Annotated in this window: 21 protein-coding genes; 14 read left to right on the top strand and 7 right to left on the bottom strand. The window is 71.6% G+C overall.

Annotated elements, in window-relative coordinates; translation table 11 throughout:
* Window positions 1–9: 9 nt before the first annotated feature.
* The 7 genes from BN6_RS10900 to BN6_RS10870 all read left to right on the top strand — a co-directional run bounded on the left by BN6_RS10900 (window position 10) and on the right by BN6_RS10870 (window position 7604).
* A complete protein-coding gene (locus BN6_RS10900) occupies window positions 10–1014 on the top strand; it encodes a hypothetical protein (protein ID WP_148302826.1) in 1005 nt (334 codons plus the stop codon).
* Window positions 1015–1066: 52 nt separating this feature from the next.
* Window positions 1067–2851 (top strand): carbamoyltransferase family protein, encoded by a 1785-nt coding sequence (locus BN6_RS10895; protein WP_015099673.1) that lies wholly within the window; start codon window positions 1067–1069, stop codon window positions 2849–2851.
* An 85-nt stretch (window positions 2852–2936) separates the two neighbouring features.
* Complete coding sequence (locus tag BN6_RS10890) at window positions 2937–3236, top strand: phosphopantetheine-binding protein (RefSeq protein WP_015099672.1); 300 nt, start codon at window positions 2937–2939, stop codon at window positions 3234–3236.
* Complete coding sequence (locus tag BN6_RS10885) at window positions 3233–4687, top strand: condensation domain-containing protein (protein ID WP_015099671.1); 1455 nt, start codon at window positions 3233–3235, stop codon at window positions 4685–4687. Before BN6_RS10890 ends, BN6_RS10885 begins: the two co-directional genes overlap by 4 nt.
* Entirely contained in the window at window positions 4680–6206 is a 1527-nt protein-coding gene (locus BN6_RS10880) for an AMP-binding protein (RefSeq protein ID WP_015099670.1), read from the top strand. The genes BN6_RS10885 and BN6_RS10880 overlap by 8 nt, the downstream gene beginning before the upstream one ends.
* Window positions 6187–6411 carry an acyl carrier protein gene (locus tag BN6_RS10875; RefSeq protein ID WP_015099669.1) on the top strand — a complete coding sequence of 75 codons (225 nt, stop codon included), beginning with the start codon at window positions 6187–6189 and terminating at the stop codon, window positions 6409–6411. The genes BN6_RS10880 and BN6_RS10875 overlap by 20 nt, the downstream gene beginning before the upstream one ends.
* Entirely contained in the window at window positions 6408–7604 is a 1197-nt protein-coding gene (locus BN6_RS10870; RefSeq protein ID WP_015099668.1) for an MFS transporter, read from the top strand. Before BN6_RS10875 ends, BN6_RS10870 begins: the two co-directional genes overlap by 4 nt.
* 90 nt (window positions 7605–7694) lie before the next feature.
* Here BN6_RS10870 and BN6_RS10865 read toward each other — a convergent pair whose 3' ends face one another.
* A complete protein-coding gene (locus BN6_RS10865; protein ID WP_015099667.1) occupies window positions 7695–8150 on the bottom strand; it encodes a hypothetical protein in 456 nt (151 codons plus the stop codon).
* A 131-nt stretch (window positions 8151–8281) separates the two neighbouring features.
* On the opposite strand from BN6_RS10865, the gene BN6_RS10860 reads away from it, so the two are divergent.
* The 3 genes from BN6_RS10860 (at window position 8282) to BN6_RS47720 (ending at window position 9205) form a co-directional block, all read left to right on the top strand.
* Window positions 8282–8590 (top strand): hypothetical protein, encoded by a 309-nt coding sequence (locus tag BN6_RS10860; RefSeq protein WP_015099666.1) that lies wholly within the window; start codon window positions 8282–8284, stop codon window positions 8588–8590.
* A gap of 88 nt (window positions 8591–8678) precedes the next feature.
* Window positions 8679–9044, top strand: coding sequence for an SMI1/KNR4 family protein (locus BN6_RS10855; RefSeq protein ID WP_197540257.1), 366 nt, complete (start codon window positions 8679–8681; stop codon window positions 9042–9044).
* Entirely contained in the window at window positions 9041–9205 is a 165-nt protein-coding gene (locus tag BN6_RS47720; protein WP_197540256.1) for a hypothetical protein, read from the top strand. Before BN6_RS10855 ends, BN6_RS47720 begins: the two co-directional genes overlap by 4 nt.
* Window positions 9206–9226: 21 nt before the next feature.
* Here the strand turns inward: BN6_RS47720 and BN6_RS10850 are convergent, their stop codons facing one another.
* The 6 genes from BN6_RS10850 to BN6_RS10825 form a co-directional block, all read right to left on the bottom strand.
* The gene (locus tag BN6_RS10850) at window positions 9227–9577 is read right to left on the bottom strand and encodes a hypothetical protein (protein ID WP_015099663.1); all 351 of its coding nucleotides are present in this window, start codon (window positions 9575–9577) and stop codon (window positions 9227–9229) included.
* Window positions 9578–9608: 31 nt separating this feature from the next.
* Entirely contained in the window at window positions 9609–10265 is a 657-nt protein-coding gene (locus BN6_RS10845) for an ABC transporter ATP-binding protein (protein ID WP_015099662.1), read from the bottom strand.
* A gap of 14 nt (window positions 10266–10279) precedes the next feature.
* Entirely contained in the window at window positions 10280–12253 is a 1974-nt protein-coding gene (locus BN6_RS10840) for a hypothetical protein (RefSeq protein ID WP_041312563.1), read from the bottom strand.
* 183 nt (window positions 12254–12436) lie between these two features.
* A complete protein-coding gene (locus tag BN6_RS10835; RefSeq protein ID WP_015099660.1) occupies window positions 12437–13417 on the bottom strand; it encodes a GNAT family N-acetyltransferase in 981 nt (326 codons plus the stop codon).
* A 74-nt stretch (window positions 13418–13491) separates the two neighbouring features.
* A complete protein-coding gene (locus BN6_RS10830; protein ID WP_015099659.1) occupies window positions 13492–13944 on the bottom strand; it encodes an NUDIX hydrolase in 453 nt (150 codons plus the stop codon).
* Between the two features lie 171 nt (window positions 13945–14115).
* On the bottom strand, window positions 14116–14565 hold the full coding sequence (locus BN6_RS10825; RefSeq protein WP_051075509.1) for a DUF1877 family protein: 450 nt from the start codon (window positions 14563–14565) through the stop codon (window positions 14116–14118).
* A gap of 594 nt (window positions 14566–15159) precedes the next feature.
* Between BN6_RS10825 and BN6_RS48575 the strand changes: the two genes are divergently transcribed.
* The 4 genes from BN6_RS48575 to BN6_RS10810 all read left to right on the top strand — a co-directional run bounded on the left by BN6_RS48575 (window position 15160) and on the right by BN6_RS10810 (window position 17937).
* On the top strand, window positions 15160–15723 hold the full coding sequence (locus BN6_RS48575) for a hypothetical protein (protein WP_015099656.1): 564 nt from the start codon (window positions 15160–15162) through the stop codon (window positions 15721–15723).
* A 53-nt stretch (window positions 15724–15776) separates the two neighbouring features.
* Window positions 15777–16544 (top strand): helix-turn-helix transcriptional regulator, encoded by a 768-nt coding sequence (locus BN6_RS48570; RefSeq protein WP_015099655.1) that lies wholly within the window; start codon window positions 15777–15779, stop codon window positions 16542–16544.
* A 117-nt stretch (window positions 16545–16661) separates the two neighbouring features.
* A complete protein-coding gene (locus BN6_RS10815; RefSeq protein ID WP_231905202.1) occupies window positions 16662–16931 on the top strand; it encodes a hypothetical protein in 270 nt (89 codons plus the stop codon).
* Between the two features lie 106 nt (window positions 16932–17037).
* Complete coding sequence (locus BN6_RS10810) at window positions 17038–17937, top strand: class I SAM-dependent methyltransferase (RefSeq protein ID WP_015099653.1); 900 nt, start codon at window positions 17038–17040, stop codon at window positions 17935–17937.
* The last annotated feature ends 22 nt before the right edge of the window (window positions 17938–17959 follow it).

Raw genomic sequence — 17959 nt, 5'->3', positions numbered from 1 at the left:
ACCGGCCGCGTGCGGCTGCCGGTGAAAGAGGACGTGACCACGCGCGCCTACCACTTCTACGCGTTCCCGACGTCGATCATCGCGGCGAACGACCCGTCGAAGGTCGAGTGGACGCTGACCAACTTCATCCACCTGGCGTACGACACGCGCCCGCAGTCGCCGGTCCCGCTGTGCTTCTACCTGTTCGACTACGCGATCAACCCGCACCTGGAGACCTTGCGGACGGACTCCGAGCTGATGCACGACCTGCTGGGCTCGCGGCTGACCGACTTCGTCGCCCGGCAGCTCGCGGACGGCCGGTACCTGTACCTGAACGTGGACGAGCACGACATCCCGAACCGGTTCTCCCACGGCCGCAAGCGTTTCTCGCACGACCTGCTCGTGCACGGGTACGACCCCGACGCGGGCACGGTCGACGTGCTGGGCTACGACGACACGCCGGCGTTCCGCTCGGTGACCATCCCGGCGCGGGCGCTGGACTCGGCGTTCGCCATCCACCGCGAGCTGGACAGCCCGTGCCGGCAGTTCGTGCTCTACCGGTTCCTGCCGGAGAGCACCTACGAGTTCGACAAAGCCTTCGTGGCACAGGAGATCCGCGCCTACCTGCGTTCGGAGAACCCCACCTCCCCGCTGCGCGCGCTGCGCGAGCCGTGGGAGCGCGAGTACGGGCTCTCGGCGTGGCGGTGCTTCGCCGACGAGATGACGGCGAGCCGCCACGCCGAGCGGGAGTACGACCTCCGGTCCTCGCGCGTCCTCTACGAGCACTCGCTGCTCATGTTGTCGCGCATCGAGTTGATGCTCTCCGACGACCGTGACGCCGCGGCCGACGCCGTGCGCGAGTACCGGCCGGTCGTCCGCTACTGCCGCAGCCTGGGTTACGCGGCGCTGGCCGCCGAGAGCCTGGGCGACCACTCGTCGATCGACCGGCTGGCCGCGGAGTTCGACGACGTGGTCGACCGCCACGCCCGGGTGCTGTGGGACCTCGTCGGCGACCAGGTGCCGAAGACCGCCTGACGAGGGCCACCACTTGCTGAGGGTCAACGACCGCAGATCTCAAGGAGATGTCGTGTACGTACTGGGAATCAGCGGCCTCGGGCAGAGCGAGGCGCGCATGCGCAGGACCTTCCCGGGGTTGGAGGAGCGGCACTACCGGCTGGCGCAGGGCGCGGACGCCGCGGCCGCCCTGGTGACCGAGGACGGCATCGTCGCCGCGGCCGCCGAGGAGCGCTTCGCCCGGTGGAAGGGGACCGGGAGGTTCCCCCGCCAGGCGATCGACTTCGTGCTCGCCGAGGCCGGCATCAAGCCCCGCGACGTGGCGTACGTGGCGCACAACTTCGACTTCACGCCGTACCAGCGGTTCTTCGCCGCCCAGGGCACCGCGGACGAGTACGACGAGGTGTACTCGCCGGAGGTGCTCAAGCGCGAGCTGTTCGCCGAGCACCCGCGTGACACGTGGGACTCGGCGCTGGAGGTCGTGCCGGTGGCGCACCACCTCGCGCACGCCGCGAGCGCGTTCTACTGCTCGGGGTTCGCCGAGGCGGACGTCCTCGTCGCGGACGGCATCGGCGAGTTCGAGAGCACGTCGCTCTACCGGGCCGGTGACGGGGGCATCGAGCTGCTGTCCCAGGTGAAGGGCCTGCACTCGGTCGGGCTCGCCTACGGGCTGATCACCCTGCACCTCGGGTTCTGGATGAACATGGACGAGTACAAGGTGATGGGCCTCGCGCCGTACGGCGACCCGGCCCCGCTGCGCGACGCGCTGGCCGAGATCGTGCAGGCGCACGACGACGGCCAGTACGCCACCCCGTTCACCTACCTCAACCACACCCCGCAGGAGCGCGCGACCTACGCGCGGTCGCTGGACCACCTCGCCGAGGTGCTGGGCCCGGCCCGGCGACCGGGCAGCCCGATCGAGCAGCACCACCTCGACCTCGCCGCCGCGTTGCAGGAGTCCGCGCAGCGCACGATCCTCGGCTTCCTCGGCGCCGAACGGGAATCACCGCGCGCCGACGTGCTGTGCCTGGCCGGCGGCGTGGCGCTCAACTGCGTGCTCAACAAGGTCATCCGGGAGAGCGGGCTCTACCGCCACCAGTTCGTGCAGCCGGCCGCCGGCGACGACGGCACCGCGCTCGGCGCGGCGCTGGCCGTGCTGCACCGCAGCGACCCCGGCCTGCCCGCGCACGTCGGGCAGCGGCCCGCCGCGAAGCCACGGCCCCGGCTGGGTCCGCCCTACCTCGGCCCGTCGTACGACAACCACGAGGTCGAGGCCGCGCTGAAGGGCATCGACGCGCAGGTGCGCAAGCTCGACGCGGACGCGTTGGCCACCGAAACCGCGCGGCTGCTCGCGGACGGCAAGGTCGTCGCGCTGTTCCAGGGGCGCATGGAGTACGGCCCGCGCGCGCTGGGCAACCGGAGCATCCTGGCCGACCCGAGCACCACCGAGATGCGCGACCGGATCAACTCGATGGTCAAGCTCCGCGAGGAGTTCCGGCCGCTGGCGCCCGCCGTGCTGGAGGAGCACACTCGCGAGTGCTTCGTCGTGGACGACCCCGCCGACTTCCTGTGGATGGTCGAAACGGTCGACGTGCACCCGCACTGGCGCGAACGGCTCGGCGGTGTCACGCACGTCGACGGCTCCGCGCGCATCCAGGTCGTGCGGCGGGCCGACAACGAACGCTACTGGCGGATCATCGACGAGTTCCGCCGGCTGACGGGCACACCGGTCGTGCTCAACACCTCGTTCAACGTCCGGGGCGAGCCGATCGTGTGCTCCCCCGCCGACGCCGTGCGCACGTTCCTCGACAGCGACGTCGACGCCCTCGTGCTGGAGGACCACCTCATCGTGCGCTGAACCGCGCACCCGCACACCCGCACACCCGCACACCCGCACACCCGACCCGCAGCCACCGACGACACAGAGACTGGGAGCACTAGCCATGCCAGAGGAAGGCCACCACGCGACGGACGCCGGCGGGTCGGGCGCCGCAGACCGCACGGCAGCAGACCGGACAGCGGCAGAGCAGGTCATCGGGCAGATCTGGGAGGAACTGCTGGCGATCGACCCGCCGGAGCGCGACAGCCGGTTCTTCGCGGTCGGCGGCGACTCGATCACCTGCGTGCGCTTCGTCGCGCTCGCGTGCCGCCGGGGCGTCCGGATCACGTTGCGCGACGTGCTGGTGGACGACCGGCTGCACGCGATCGCCGAGCGGGCCGGCCACACCGCGGACCTGCCGTGAACGGCCTCGCGGGCACGGCACCGGGCTGGGCCGGCGACGTCGCCGACCCGGCCACCGTGCCGGACGACCACTGGACCGGCGTGCCGGCGTTCGGCCTGCTCGACCCGGCCGACCGCGCGCTGGTCCCGGCGGGCGCGGTGGACGCGTTCCCGATGACCGGCCAGCAGGTCGCGATGGCGACCCAGCTGGTGATGGGCAACGCGCGGCGGCGGAAGGGCGCGGCCGGCGTGCCGCCGTACCACAACGTCGCCATGTCCCGGCTTTCCGTGCCGGCGGTCGACCTGGGGCTGTTCGTCGCGTGCGGCGAGGCGCTGGCCGCGCGGCACGAGATGTTCCGCTCGGCGCTCGACCTCGACACGTATTCCGTGCCCATGCAGATCGTGTTCGCCGAGCCGCCCGAGCCGCTGGTCACCGTGCACGACCTGCGCCGGCTCGACGAACCGGGGCGGACCGCCGAACTCGACCGGTTCGCCGCCGCCGAGAACGCCCGGACGTTGTCGCTGCGCGACGCCCCGCTCACGCGGTTCACCGTCCACGTGCTCACCGACCACCGGATCACGTTGACGATCACCGAGCCGCACGCGATCGCGGACGGCTGGAGCACCCACCTCAACTTCATCGAGTACTTCGACACCTACGTCGCCGCGCTCGGCAACGGCGGTCCCGTCGTTCCGCCGCCCCCGTCGTTCCGCCTGCGGTTCCACAGCGCCCAGCAGCGGTGCGTGGTGCGGTCGGGCAGCGACCTGGACTGGTGGCGCGAGCAGCTCGCGCCGTGGACGACCGACGCGACGGGGAGCCTTCGGCACGGCACGACGGTCAGCGCCGCCTGGCACACGTCGCTGACGATCTCCGGCAGCGAGTGCGAGGCGCTGCTCGACCTCGCGCGCGCTTCGGGCGTCGGGCTCAAGACCGTGCTGCTCACGGTCCACCTGACCGCGCTGCACCGCATTCCCGGTGCCGCCGGCACCCTCACCGGCATGACGGTCAACACCCGCTTGGCCGTGGAGGACGGGGTCGACGCCCGGGGGATGTTCCTCAACGTCGTGCCGCTGCCCCGGCGCGCCGAACCGGTCGACGCCGTCGCCGCGCCGGCCGACGTGCACCGGGAGGTGATGCAGGTGACGGCGCGCGGACGGGTGCCGCTGGCGCACCTCGTGCGCGAGTTCGGCCGTGGCGTCGCACCGCAGTCCTTGTTCGTGTTCAACAGCTTCCACAGCGTCGCCGGTGCCGCCGAGCGGATGGGGATCGACACGTTCGAACAGGTGTCGGACTGGTCGCGCACCGACTTCCCGTTCGAGGCGAGCTTCAACCGCAGCGAGGAGGCGACCAACCGGATCGACCTCCAGCTCTACTCCGACGGCCGGTTCGCGGACGAGCCGACCGCCGTCGCCGCCTACCGCGCCGCCGTGCGCGGCATCGCGAACCGCGCAGTGCGAGTACGGCATGGCTGAGCCCCGATCCTGCGCTTCGGCCCTGTGGACCGCGTTGTGCGCCGCCGCGGCGTCGGCACCGCACGAGCCGGCGATCCACGACGGCCGGCGGGCGTTGACCAACGCCGAACTAGCGGCGGCCGTCGGTGCCGCGGCGGTGAAGCTGCGCGAGTTGGTCCCGGCGGCCTCCCGCGTCGGCGTCCGGCTCGCGCCCGGCGTCGAGCAGCACATCGCGGTCCTCGGCATCGTCGTCGCGGCGTGCACGTACGTGCCGTTCGACGTCGCCTGGTCGGCCGAGCGGACCGGGTACGTCAGCGCGGACGCCGAAGTGGCGCTGATGATCGAGGCCGGTGCACCCGGCGTGCGGTCATTGCCGTTCGACCGACTCCGGCCCGACGCCGTCCCCGACCTCAACGCCGTCCCGGACCCCGACGTCGTCGCGGGCTTGGACGTCACGCCCGCGCCGGCGGTCTACGTGATGTACACCAGCGGCACCACGGGCGCGCCCAAGGGCGTGCAGACGTCGTGGCCCGCGTTGCGCAACCGGCTCGCGTGGATGCAGGACGTCCACGCGCTCGGCCCCGACGACACCGTGCTGTCCAAGACGTCGTGCGGCTTCGACGTGTCCGTGTGGGAGTTCCTGTGGCCACGGCTGCACAACGCCCGCACGTCAGTCCTCGACGTGCGGGACGAGGGCGGTTGGTCGTCGCTGTGGCGCGTGCTGCACGACGACCGCGTGACGGTCTGCCACTTCGTGCCGTCGGTCGCACGTTCGGCGATGCGCGACCCGAACGTGCGGCCGGTGCCGAGCCTGCGCCTGGTCGCCCTCAGCGGCGAGGTGCTCGACCGGGACACCGCGGCGCGCCTGCAAGAACTCGCGCCCAACGCCCGCATCGTGAACATGTACGGGCCGACCGAGTGCGCGATCGACGTCAGCCACTGGACGTTCGACGCCGGCCAGGCGTGGGACCCGGTGCCGATCGGCGGCGGCGCGGCGAACTGCACGCTGACCGTGCGCCCGTCGGACGACACCGGCCAGGGCTTGCTGGTGATCTCCGGGATCCAGGTCGCCGACGGCTACATCGGCGCCGCCGCCGGGTCCGGCGGCTTCACGTCGATCGACGGCCTGGGACCGAGCTACGACACCGGAGACCTCGCCGTCGAGGTCGCGCCCGGCGTGCTGTCCGTGGTCGGCCGGTCGGACCGCCAGGTCAAGCTCAACGGCGTCCGCGTCGAGCTGGACGGCTTGGAGACCGTCGTGCGCGGCCACCCGGCGATCCAGGACTGCGCCGTGGTGCTCGACGCCGACGACCCGTCGATCTCCCGCGTCGTCGTGGTGTGCGTGCCGCGCGAGCCGGGGACCGCGCCGCTGACCCGCGCCGTCCGGCAGTTCGTCCGGGACGGCTCGGCCATGGAGGACTTCGCGTTCCGGCTGGTCGCGGTGGACCGCCTGCCGCTGACCGCCTCAGGCAAGACCGACTACCCGGCCCTGGAGGCCCACGTCCGTGAAGGGAGCAACGGTGGACAGCGCACTCGCTGATCTGGGACGGGAGTACGAGGTGGTGGTCGGCCGGCCGCTGGACCGGCCGCACCTCGACATCTTCGACCTCGGGCTGGACTCGATGGCCGTGCTGGCGCTGATCGGCCGGCTGCGCGACCTGGGCTACCCGGTCCGGATGGACGACTTCGTCAACGCCGAGAGCCTGCACGAGGTCGCCCGCGCCATGGCCGGGACCAGGGCGTGAAGCTGCTCCGCGCCAACAGCCGCTTCCGGCTGCTGTGGATCGTCAACCTGGTGTCGTCGATGGTCGGGTGGTCGCTGGGCATCGCGCTCGCCGTCCACATCTTCCTGTTCACCGAGTCGGCGCTGCTGACCAGCGTGCTGGCCGCCACCGGGACGGTCGCCGGGATCGCGTTCGGCGCGGTGGCGGGCGCGGTCGCGGACCGCTTCGACCGGCTGCGCATCGTGCGGTCCGCCCTGCTGGCCCGCGCCGCGCTGCTGGTCGGCCTGTTCGGCGTGGCCGAGTCGGTGCCGGGCCTGATCGCCGTCGTCTTCCTCCAGGCGACCGTGCAGCAGTTCTACGGTCCGGCCGAACAGGTCCTCATCGCGTCCTACGTGCCCGGCCGGGACCTGCCCGAGGCCAACGGGCTCAACTCGCTGGCGTCCAACGCGACCCGGCTCGTGGCGCCCGCCCTGGGCGGTTTCGTCATCGCGTGGGCGGGGTTCCGCTGGACGGTGCTCGGCATGTCCGTGCTGATGGCGGTGTCGTTCCTGCTCAGCGTCCTGCTGCCGCGCGACGGCGGCGGCCGGGACCCGGACGGCGGTGCCGACGAGCCGGCCGGGCACGGGTTCCGGACGATCATGCGCACCAACGCCCGCGCGCGCGGCCTGGTGCTGCTCCAGCTCCTCGACGCCGTCAAGGAAGGCCCGCTGTCCGCGCTGTTCCCGGTGCTGATGCTGGGCGTGATCGGCGCGTCGTCGGGCGAGATGGGCCTGGCGAACAGCTCGTTCGCGGTGACCGCCATCATCGCGGGCCCGATCGTCGGCCTCACGATCCGCCGCCTCGGCTACCGCCTGCCGGTGGTGCTGGGCGCGGCGATCGCGAACGCGCTGATCGTCGTGCTGGTGCTCTGGCCGTCGACCCCGATGGCGCTGATCACGTTCTGCCTGTCCGGCCTGCCGTTCACGATCTCGTGGGTGGGCACGCAGACCTGGCTGCTGCTCAGCGTGCCGGACTCGGTGCGGGGCCGCGTGGTGGGCACGTCCGGCGCCGTGTACTCGGCGGTCCTGCTGACCACGATGCTCGGCGCCGGCGCCTTGGCCGACATCATCGGCGTCCGCTGGGTCCTGGGCGTCACGGCGGCGGTCTCGGTGATCGGCCTGTTCGCCGTGGACAAACTGGTCCGAACCCCCTCCGAAACCCCAGTCCCCCGGTGACCCCGGTGCCGGCGCGGGTGGTGCCCCCGTCGGCGATCACCCGCTCCGGCCGGCAATCCCGCCAGGCGACCGGGTACGTGCCCGCGTCGTTCAGCCCCAGGTCGCCACGAGGTCGGCGGCGACGACGAGGACCGAGCCGCACGTAAAGGCAATCTCGTGGGATACCCCTGCCGCGTGCGGGAGGATCTCGTCCAGTTGAAGAGCACCCAAACGGGGAAGCGTGCCACCCGATTCTTCGACGTCCACGTGGAAGGACCGCACGTTCAGGTAGCGGAGGCGCAGGCCGGTCTCGTGCTTCCACTCGTTCGGGGTGAGGACGAGATCGAGGGCGATCACGCCCTGCCCGTCGACAAGTGTGGCCGAGCCCCAGCCCAGGTCCTTGACGCAACGTGGCCCGTGGAAGTCGTAGTGCCCGGGGTCCGCCGCGAACGCCGCCGAACCGGCGGGAAGATCACCGGCGAGCTGCGGGAGCACGGCCAGGTACGTCCGCGGGTCCAGGTGGTACCCGTACTGATCCTGCAACGGCTCCACGCTCACGTACCTCACCCGAACCGTCCCTCCACTGTGCAGTGTCGCTCCAGCAGATCACACGGATGAGTGACGTAGGAGCGTTCGACGGCTGAACGCCGTCCGCGCGGGAACTCCTCCACGGTCCGAACGACCACTTTGGAGGAGTTGTGAACCACCGCATCGCCGCCGCGCTGATCGGTACCGCCCTGGGTCTGGCCACGTTCGCGGGCCCGGCCGCCGCCGCGCCGATCAACCCCGACCCGTCCGACCTTCAGCAGGACTACGTCTCCGAGCTGATCTGCGACGTCCTGGAGGACCTCGACCTCCTCGACCACCCGGAGCTGGAGGACCTCGTCGACGAGTTGAACTGCGACGGCAACGACGACGGCAACGACGACGATGACAACGACGACGATCCGACCACCACGACCACCCCCACCACGACGCCCACGGCGTCCTTGGAGGGTCGCCGCTGACGTGAGCCGACACCGCGGCCTGACGCCCTCGGGTGCCGGGCCGCGGTGCAAGTGCGGTGGCGCGAACGCGCTGATGCAAGATGGCGCCATGGACGAGATCGCCTTCCTCCGCGACACCTTCGACGGGAAGGGCACCGCGCCCCTGGGCTGGGACGCCGTGCACGCGTTCGAGGCGAAGCACGGGATCGTACTCCCGGAGCCCTACCGGACGTTCGTCGCGGAGATCGCCGACGGCGCTCCCGCCGGGCCGCCCGAGTACGGGCTGGTGGCGTTGGCGGACCTCCCCCGCGACTGGGGCGCGGACCGTTCGGAACGCGCGCTCGACCGCCCGTTCCCGCTCACCGCCACGTGGTCGTGGGACGAGGCCCCCGCCCGGAGGACGGGGTCGAGCCGCTGCTGGAGCAGGTCTTCCACCACGGGTCGGTCGTGCTCGGCACCGACGGCTGCGGCATGAACTGGCACCTCGTCGTGACCGGACCGCACCGCGGCCACCTCTGGTACGTCACCGGCGAGGGCGCGCTCCCGTTCGGCGCGGAGTTCGGCACCACCACGGGGGAATCAGGCTTCGCCGGCTGGGTCGGCCACTGGTCGAAGGGCGCGGACTGGTTCGTCTGAGCAGGACTTCGCCACCCGCGCCTACCGCCGCACCAGGTGCACCGGCACCCCGAACCCGGTCCCGTCCGACAGCACCCGCCGCACCGCGTCACGCTGGTCCGCCGAGTCGTAGGCGACCTGCACCAGCGCCCGGTCCCCGTCGCACGGCCGGCCCACTTCGACCGAGACGCCGTCGCCGACCGCGCGAATGTCGTCGGCGAGCTTTCGATTGCTCTCCAGCTTGTTGGACACCTCGGCGGCGGTGGGCAACGTGTCGCACGGCGGGTGCGTGTCGTTCGAGGACGAACCGAAGCCCGTCAACGCGAACGTCACGCCTCCCGCCACCACGAGCACCGCGACCGCACCGATGATGATCTTGTGAACCGGCTGCACAGCGAAACCCTCCTGCACTGGGACGACAACATCAGGCGGCGACGGCGCGCGCGGAGCCGATCTCGTACCGGGAGCCGCACGCCTCGATCATCTCCGCGTCGTGGGTGGACACGATCACCGTGCGCCCGTCGGCGGCGAAGCCCGCGAACAGGTCGATCACCTTGCGCCGGTTCACCGCGTCGAGCGAGGCGGTCGGCTCGTCGACGAACACCACCCCGGCCTGCTTGTAGATGGCGCGGGCGAGCGCGAGCCGCTGCTTCTCCCCGCCGCTGAGGTGGCTCGCCGCCTCCTCCTGCCGCCCGCCCAGCCCGGTCTGCTCCAGCACCGCGGCCAGCCGCTCCAGGTCACCGGTGACCCGCCGGCCGAACAGGCCGGACCGCATGGTGACGTTGAACGCCACCGACTCCTCGTCCATGATCCCGTAGTCTTGGAGCACGAACGCCGCGTGGTCGCGCCAGAACCGCCGCCGCGCCCCCGCCCCGTACCCGGTGACGTCGTCGCCGCCGACCACGATCCGCCCGCGGTCGACCGGCAGCAGCAGGCCCAGGCAGTGCAGGAGCGTGGTCTTGCCCGAACCGCTGGGCCCCACCAGGGCCGTCATGGTCCCGGGCGCGCAGCGGACCGTCTCACCGTCGAGCACGGCTCGGCCGCCGATCGACACGGACACGTCTTCGGCCTCGACCAACATCTGGAGAACTCCGATCAGATCCGGCGCCGGCCGACGCCGGCGAAGCACCAGCGGGCGGCGAAGAGGTGGCTCAGCGCAACGGCGAGCAGCCCGAACGCGGCGACCACGAGGACCGCGCCCATCGCCCCGGGTTGCTGGAACAGCAGGGAGATCACGACGAGACCCACGCCGGCGAGCAACTCCCGGGCCACCCGGCCGCGCAGGATCTGCGCCCACGACCGGCCGGCCACCCGCAGCGGGAAGTCGCGCTTGGCGTGCAGCAGGGCGGTGATCAGCGCGCTGATCCCGGCGGCGACGGCGAACGCGACGACCAGCGCCACCAGGGAGAGGTTCAGCAGCCAGGTGACGTAGGCGGTGAACTGGGCGAGCAGGAGGCCGTCCTCGGCGATGTAGACGACCCGCAGCACGCCCTTGACGTCTCTGTCGCGCAACGACTTCAGGTCCAGCCCGTGCCGCTTCATCAGTTCCTGGGTGCCACCGACGCCGGTCAGCACGACGTTGCGGGTCGACATCATCGACGTGAGGTTCGAGTCGTTGAAAGCGCTGCGCACCGAAGGCACGACGACGACGAGGACGTCATCGAGGAAATCAAGTTGACCACCGCCGCCGGCCGTCGCGACGGGCAACCGGTAGTCGGTCACCGGCCGGAAGAACTCGAACCCACCGAGCACCTGCTCGCCCGGTAGCCGGTCGCGCGACCACAACTCCAGGTTCGCCGCCAGGCCGCTGCCGTTGCGCAGGGCCTCCTCGCGCGGCACGGGCTCCAGTGCGGGCCGCGGCGCGCCTTCGGTCACCAGGTCGAGCCAGCGCTGGTTGACCAGGGAGGCCGCCGGGTAGTCGGTGAGACCGGGCAGCCGGTTCTGCTCGCCGAACGTGTACGAGAACGCGAGGGCGTCCCGCTCCTCCGCGTCCCCCACCAGATCACCGATCCGGGGCTCGACCGCGACCATTTCCCGCTCCGACACCCCGAACGTGATCCCGACCTGGTCGGAGAGCCGCTGCCACATCGCCGTCTCGGCGGCGGTGGCGGACGCCTGCCGGTAGGCGGTCCACGCGGGGCCCGCGGAGGAGACCACCAGGAGGAACGTCGCCGCTTGGACGACCACGACCGCCGTGCGCAGGCTGCGCACCGCCGGCTGGCGGGTGGCGAGCATTCGGGCGCTGGGCCACGCCGACGCGGACATGAGGAGCACCGCGGCCATCGCCGCGCCGATCACCGCGAGCTGGAGGCCGAGCAGCACCCGGACGAACGGCCCGACGTAGAGCCAGTCGTGCGCCAGGCCGACGTAGAGACCCGCCGCGACCAGCACCACCGCGCCCGAGACCAGCAGGCCGCCCACGAACCCGGCGAGGTCCTGCACCTGGATGCGCCACACCGGGCTGCCGGCCAGCACCCGCAGCGCCCGCCCGCGTGCCTTCATCGACAGCCAGAACAGCGCCAGCGCCACGATCAGCGCGAACGCGGCGAGCAGGGCGGCGAGGAAGCTGCCCTCCCCCAGCACGAAGTCCACCGACTCGGCGACCGAGGCCACCCGCACCTGGACCTTGACCCCGGCCTCGGTCAACGCGCCCGCGAAGGCGTCGACCCGCGCGCCGGGCCTGGTCACCAGGTAGGACCCGGAGGCGTAGGAGTTGGCCAGCCGCTCCCGCCCGACGACCTCCGCGACACCGCCGCCGAACCACCGGAACTCCCCGGGCAGCGCCCCCGGCGTGAAGGCCACGAACACCTTCCGGTCCACCGCACCGCCCCCGGTCAGGTCCGGCGCGATCTTGACCAGCCCGAGCCCGAGATCGGCGTCCAGTTCCGCCAACCGGTCGAATGCCTCGACGTCACCGAATCGCGACGAGCCGAAATCCAACCCGATTCGCTCAGCGACCCCGATGGCCTGCGGGTACTCCCGGTCGTACAGATCGGTGACCACGGTCGCCACCAGCGCCAACAGCGCGAATAACGCCCCCGAAACGACCATCACGACACGCTTGTGCAACGACCCTCCCCGAAGCGCCCCACCCTGCACAATACCGGATCACCGATGCCGGCATCTTGCCGACGGTCGAGCCGTGGCACAAGCTGTTCTTGAGGCAGTAGGAACGCATTCTATCGAGAACCGAGGCGATTCCTGCACGCACTGGATAAATGACGCATCTACTCACGTCTGACCGGCGAGGCGCTATAGGGAGATCTCCAACGCCCAACGCACGTAACGCGCCTTCGCCGTGAACCCGGCTTTCTCGAAGATCCCGAACGACCCGATGGGGTTCGCCGAGTCCACGTTCACGCTGGCACGGTCGTAGCCGTGGTCGGCGGCGGACCGCAGGGCGTGTCCCACCAGCGCGCCGGCGACCCCTCGACGCCGGTGGTCCCGGCGCGTTCCGATGACCATGAAGTGCGCGTCGCGGACGCCGGTGGTCTCCGTGTCGGCGTCCCAGCACGTGGTCACCAGCACGCCCACCGGGACCCCGCTCCCGGCGTCCCGCATCAGGAAGCTTTTGTCGGGTCGGAACGTCTGGTTGGTGATCTTGTTCTGCCAGGAGTCCGCGGGCATCGGGCGCGCACCCCAGTAGTCCTCGTACGACTCGTTGCGGACCAGCCGGAACTCCTCGTCGTTGTGCTCCGACCAAGGCTCGACCCGGAACCCGGCGGGGATCGTCGCGTCGCCGAGCGCGGCACCGAGCGGGCGTTCCATCCGCCGGAAGTAGCGGACCGGCGTGAAACCCTGCGAGCGCACCAGTTCGGCCACGCCGGCGACGTGCTCGCACTTGTGCACGTCGACCACCAGCTTCGACGTCGGGTGGTGCAGGGCGTACACCACCTTCGCCGCCGCCACCCCGGCTTCCACGAGCGTGGTCCCGACACCCCGCCGGCGGTAGCCGGGGTGCACCCCGCCGTCCAGGAAGACCCGGTGGACCTCGTCCGCCGACGGCTTGAAGCGGATCTTCATGTAGCCGACCATCACGTCCCCGTCGAACGCGGCGAGGCTCGCCCGCTCCAGGTCCGCGTAGGGGTCGACCAGCTCCTGGAGGGTGTCCTCCGCGGTGTAGTTCTCACCGATCCGGTCGACGGTCTCCATGACGTTGAGGAGGTCGGCCGACGCCTGGGCGTCCTCCCGGCCGAGCGGGCGCCACGTCAGCGGACCTGATCCTTCACGCATACGGCAGACCGTAAGCCCAGCCCACGCGCCTGTCTTCCTGTTTTCCCACGAGGCCCCGCGCGGAACGAGGAGGACTACGAGGTGGTCGAGTCGGGCCACCCGAGCGTGCCGAACGGCGATCCGGTGCGGTAGGCGTGGATGCCCGCGGCCGGGTACTCGATGAGTCGGTCCGGGAGGGCGTCGAGCGGGAACCACCCGACGGCGGAGCACTTGTCGGGTTCACGGTTGACCGGTTCCCCCGTCCAGCGAAGCGCTTCGAAGAACAACCCCAGGCGCGGTTCGAGTCCGGGCCCGGTCACGTGCGACGTGTGCACCAGGCGCAGGTCGGCGATGTCGATCCCGACACCCACCTCCTCGTCCGCTTCACGGGCCGCCGCCCGCAGAACGGACTCGCCGGCGTCGAGCTTCCCCGACGGCAGGTGCCACCGGCCGTCGAACCGGGGATCGGCGTCCCGCCGCCGGGTCAGCAGGACCTGGCCGTCGCGAACCAGCAGGAGGTGGACGTCGATCAGGTGACGGTCGGCCATCGGTCCTCTGTAGACAGTCGCGGACGGGGACCCGCCCAAGCCTACGCGACGACCAGGCGCGCCCGCCGCGTCTCCGGGAAGGCCCGATGCCGAGCTCTCACCTTGACCACGACCGACCGCCGCCGACTCGACACCCCACGCGGGAAGTCCCGATCAGGCTTCCCCGGAGTTTCAGAAGCTGAAGTTGCGGATCGCCGCGTCACCGGCCGCCGCCGTCTCCTCGAAGAACCTGGCCAGGTCGCCGTAGTTGTCCCGCAGGTAGCCGATGTCGTCGGCGTCCCAGAGGTGCCGCATGGGGTAGACGTCCTTCTCGCTGAGCCGCTGCGGGTCGTAGAACCCGGCCAACACCTCGAACGGCGTCGCGCCCAGGGCCTTGGCGGTCGCCGCCACCATGCTGTCGCTCCAGCCGAAGAGGGTGCACTCCTCGTCGATGGCGTCACCGTCCTCGTACACGTCGACCCCGACCCCGGCCGCGTCCAGCAGGAACTGGATGCCCGCCCAGGACTTCTCCAGGAAGCAGTACGGCCGCTCCTCGTCCTCCAGGTACTCCAACGCCCGCTCCGGGTCCTCGAACGCCAGCTCCAACTGCTCCGGCGTGACCCGCGTGAACGACAGCGTCATACCCATGAACCACCACTCCCCCACCACGTTGACTGGATCAAGGAGCAGCTTTCCACGCCGACCCCCACCGCTACCGGCCAATAACCGATCCCCTGCCAACCCGGTGCCCGCCAAGCGCTGGACCAACTCGGAGAAGCGCTCCACGGGGTTCCGGCTGGACGAGTCCGGATCGCGGGCTCGCCCACCCGGAGATCATCGGACGGTCCTCGCGCGGCGGGTGTTGGACGGCATCGACGTGCCGGTCCGCGTGGCGGAGGTGATCAGGGAGCAGGTGGACGCCCTGCCCGACGCCGCACGTGCCATCGCCGAGGCCGCCGCTGCTGGGCGTGCCGGAGACGGCCGACGTCCTGGGAGCCGTTGCGGGCAACGAAGCGGAGCACGTGACCGCGCTGGTGGCGTGCGGTCTGTTCGTCGAGAAGACCGCAAACAGGCTCGGTTTCCTGCACGACATCGCCCACGAGCCGTGCACGCCTGGCTGCCCGACACACGGCGGCGGCAATCGCACGAACGTGCCGTGGCGGTGCTGTCCGGCCTTGACCAGGCGCCTGTCGCCCGCTTGTCCGCGCACGCCAGGGCAGCGGGCGTGAGAGCCGAGTGGCTGCTCCAGCGCGAGACGGCGAGCTGGACCGCGGCGCCGAGGAGATCACCCGGGCCCTGGACCTGCTCGGCGACCAGCCGGAACGCGCCGTGCGCGGGCTGGCCGCCATGGCCGGGCCGTACCTGGGCACCGCGTCCATCGCCGAGCACCGGGCCTCGCTCGGCCGGGTCGAGGGGATCACCGACCACCTGCCCACCCAGGCGTCGCGCACCGCCCTGCTGGCCACGACGCTCGGCGGGCGGCTCATCGTCGGCGACCGGGGCACCTGGGAGCGCATCGCCCAGCTGCCGTCCGCCTCCGACGTGCACGACCCGGACGAGCTGCACCACCTGACCCGCGCGCACTGCAACCGGAGGACGCCTGCTCGTGGATCGGGCACTACGCCCGCGCGAGGGAGTTCCTGCGCACCGGGATCACCCTGGCCGAGCGGGTCGCCGCCTCCTACGTCGTCGGCACCGCCGAGGCCACGGCCGTCCGGCTCGACTGGCTCAGCGGCCAGTGGGCCGGGCTGGAACAGCGGATCGACCTCCTCGTCAGGAAATACGCCAACCTCCTGCTGACCACCGACCTGAGCCTCACCCGGGGCTGGCCGGCGGCGGCCCGCGGCGAGTGGGTGCGGGCCGAGGAAGCCTTCCGGGCGGCGGGGTCGCACCCGCTCGCCCAGGTCTTCCCGGTGGGCATCTCGGCGGCCGGCGGGATGGCGGGCATGCTGCTCAGCCGAGGCGAGACCACCGCCGCCGCGGAACAGGTCGAACGCGGCGTGGCGATGATCCGGAGCAAGGGCGCGTGGGTGTGGTCGGGCGACATCCTGCCGCAGGCCGTCGACTGCCACCTGGCGGTCGGCCGCGTCGACGCCGCGCGACTGCTCGTCGCGGAGACGACCGCCGGCCTGTCCGGTGTCGACGCCCCGCTGGCCCACGCGGCACTGACCGCCTGCCGCGCGCGGCTGGCCGGGGCCACCGACGACGGTGACGAAGCCGCCCGGCCCTACCGGGAGGCGATCGCCCTGCACCGGGACCTGGGCCTGCCCTACCGGGCCACCCAGCTCGTCGAGCGGGCCGAGGAGGAAGCCCGCACCGACGCCACGGCGCTCGACGCGCGGGCCCGGTCCTACGACTCCCTCGGCGCGACCGTCGATGCCGCCCGCTGCCGGCACCGCATCCGCAGCACCGGCGTGGCCACCCCCTCACGCCGCGGCAGGCGCGGCTACGGCAGCGAGCTGTCCCCCCGTGGACAGGACGTCGCCCGCCTCCTGGCGGACGGCCACACCAACCGCGAGATAGCCCAAGCCCTGTTCCTCTCCCGCCGCACGGTGGAGGAGCACGTCGTCAAGGTCCGCCGCAAGCTGAACGCGACGTCACGCCACGACATCCACCTCTGAAGTGCGACCCTCGACACCTGGACACGATCGGGTACTGCACCCGCCACGGTCTTGATCATGACTGTCGCCTGGCCGATAAGTCATGCGCCACCACCGACCGACCGAACGGAAGTCCTCGTGCCCGTACCCGCCAGGATCGCCGCCGCCCTGCTCGGCATCGGCATGTCCACGCTGATCGCCTCGCCCGCCGTGGCCGCCGAACCCGACGCGGACACCGCGACCGGCTCGCCCTTCGGCGACGGGGTCGACGCGGCCGGCAACTGGGCGTTCAGCGCTGCCGATGTCTGCCTGCAAGAACTCGCCGTCGTGCCGGCGGGCGGCCAGTGGAACGGCAACCACGCCGACCACTGCGCGAACGGGAACGTCATCGACCACCCCGAAGGGTGACCGGACCACCGCGTGCGAAGTGCGTCCTCGCCGGTCGGCAGGTCCGCCGACGCGGCGACCGGAAATCCGTTGGCTCACCCGCAAGAACATCGTTAACGTCGGCCGGGTGATCTACGAGGACCCGCGGGCGTACCTGCTCGGACTTGAGGGCATGGCCTTGTTGCGCGCGTTCACCGGGGAGTTCGACCGCGCTTTCGTGGAGGCCCGGATCGCGGAGATCCGCAGGGTGCTCGATGACGAGGCGCTGGCGGACGCGGCCGTCGAAGTCGACCGGGTCGACACGGTGACGGGCTATCGGCTGTGGTCGGCGACGTACGACCAGCCCAACTCGGCGTTCGACCTCGACGAGCCCGTGGTCAAGGAGATCGTCGACTCGCTGCCCGTCGGTGTCGCGCTGGACGCCGCGTGCGGGACCGGTCGCTACGCCGAGTTCCTGGCCGGACGTGGCCACCGGGTCATCGGCGTGGACGGCTCGCCCGACATGCTCGCGCGGGCGCGCACCAGGGTTGCGCAGGGCGAGTTCCTGCTCGGCGACCTGCACCGGCTCCCGGTGGCCGACGCCGAGGTCGACCTGGTCGTGTGCGCCTTGGCCCTGACCCACGTCCCGACGCTCGCCCCGGTGATCGCGGAGTTCGCCAGGGTCCTGCGTCCGGGCGGACACCTGGTGATCGCCGACATGCACCCCGAGCGGGTCACCTGGGGCGCGACCCCGCCCGTGCGCGGAGCCGACGGCCGACCCGGACGCCTGACCGCCCACCGCCACCTGATCGGGGACTACCTGCGCGCCGCGCTCCCCGTGGGACTGCGCCTACGCCGTTGCGAGGAACCTCCCCTACCGACCGCGTCGGAGCCCGCGGATCGGGCGACGACACCCAGCCCGTGGGAGCTGAGCCCGTGGGAGCTGTGGCCGTGGGCCCTGGCCGCCATGGTGCCCGAAGCGACCCAAGCCGTCAGTGCCGGCGCGCCGGCACTGGTCATCTGGCACTTCCAGTTGGACGAGTCGTAGTTCCCCGGCCGCCCAGGAACCT

This window comes from Saccharothrix espanaensis DSM 44229 (assembly GCF_000328705.1).
Taxonomy (GTDB): Bacteria; Actinomycetota; Actinomycetes; order Mycobacteriales; family Pseudonocardiaceae; genus Actinosynnema; species Actinosynnema espanaense.
The sequence above is the reverse complement of the archived record's forward strand: the minus strand, read 5'-3'. Positions and strand labels throughout refer to the sequence as shown.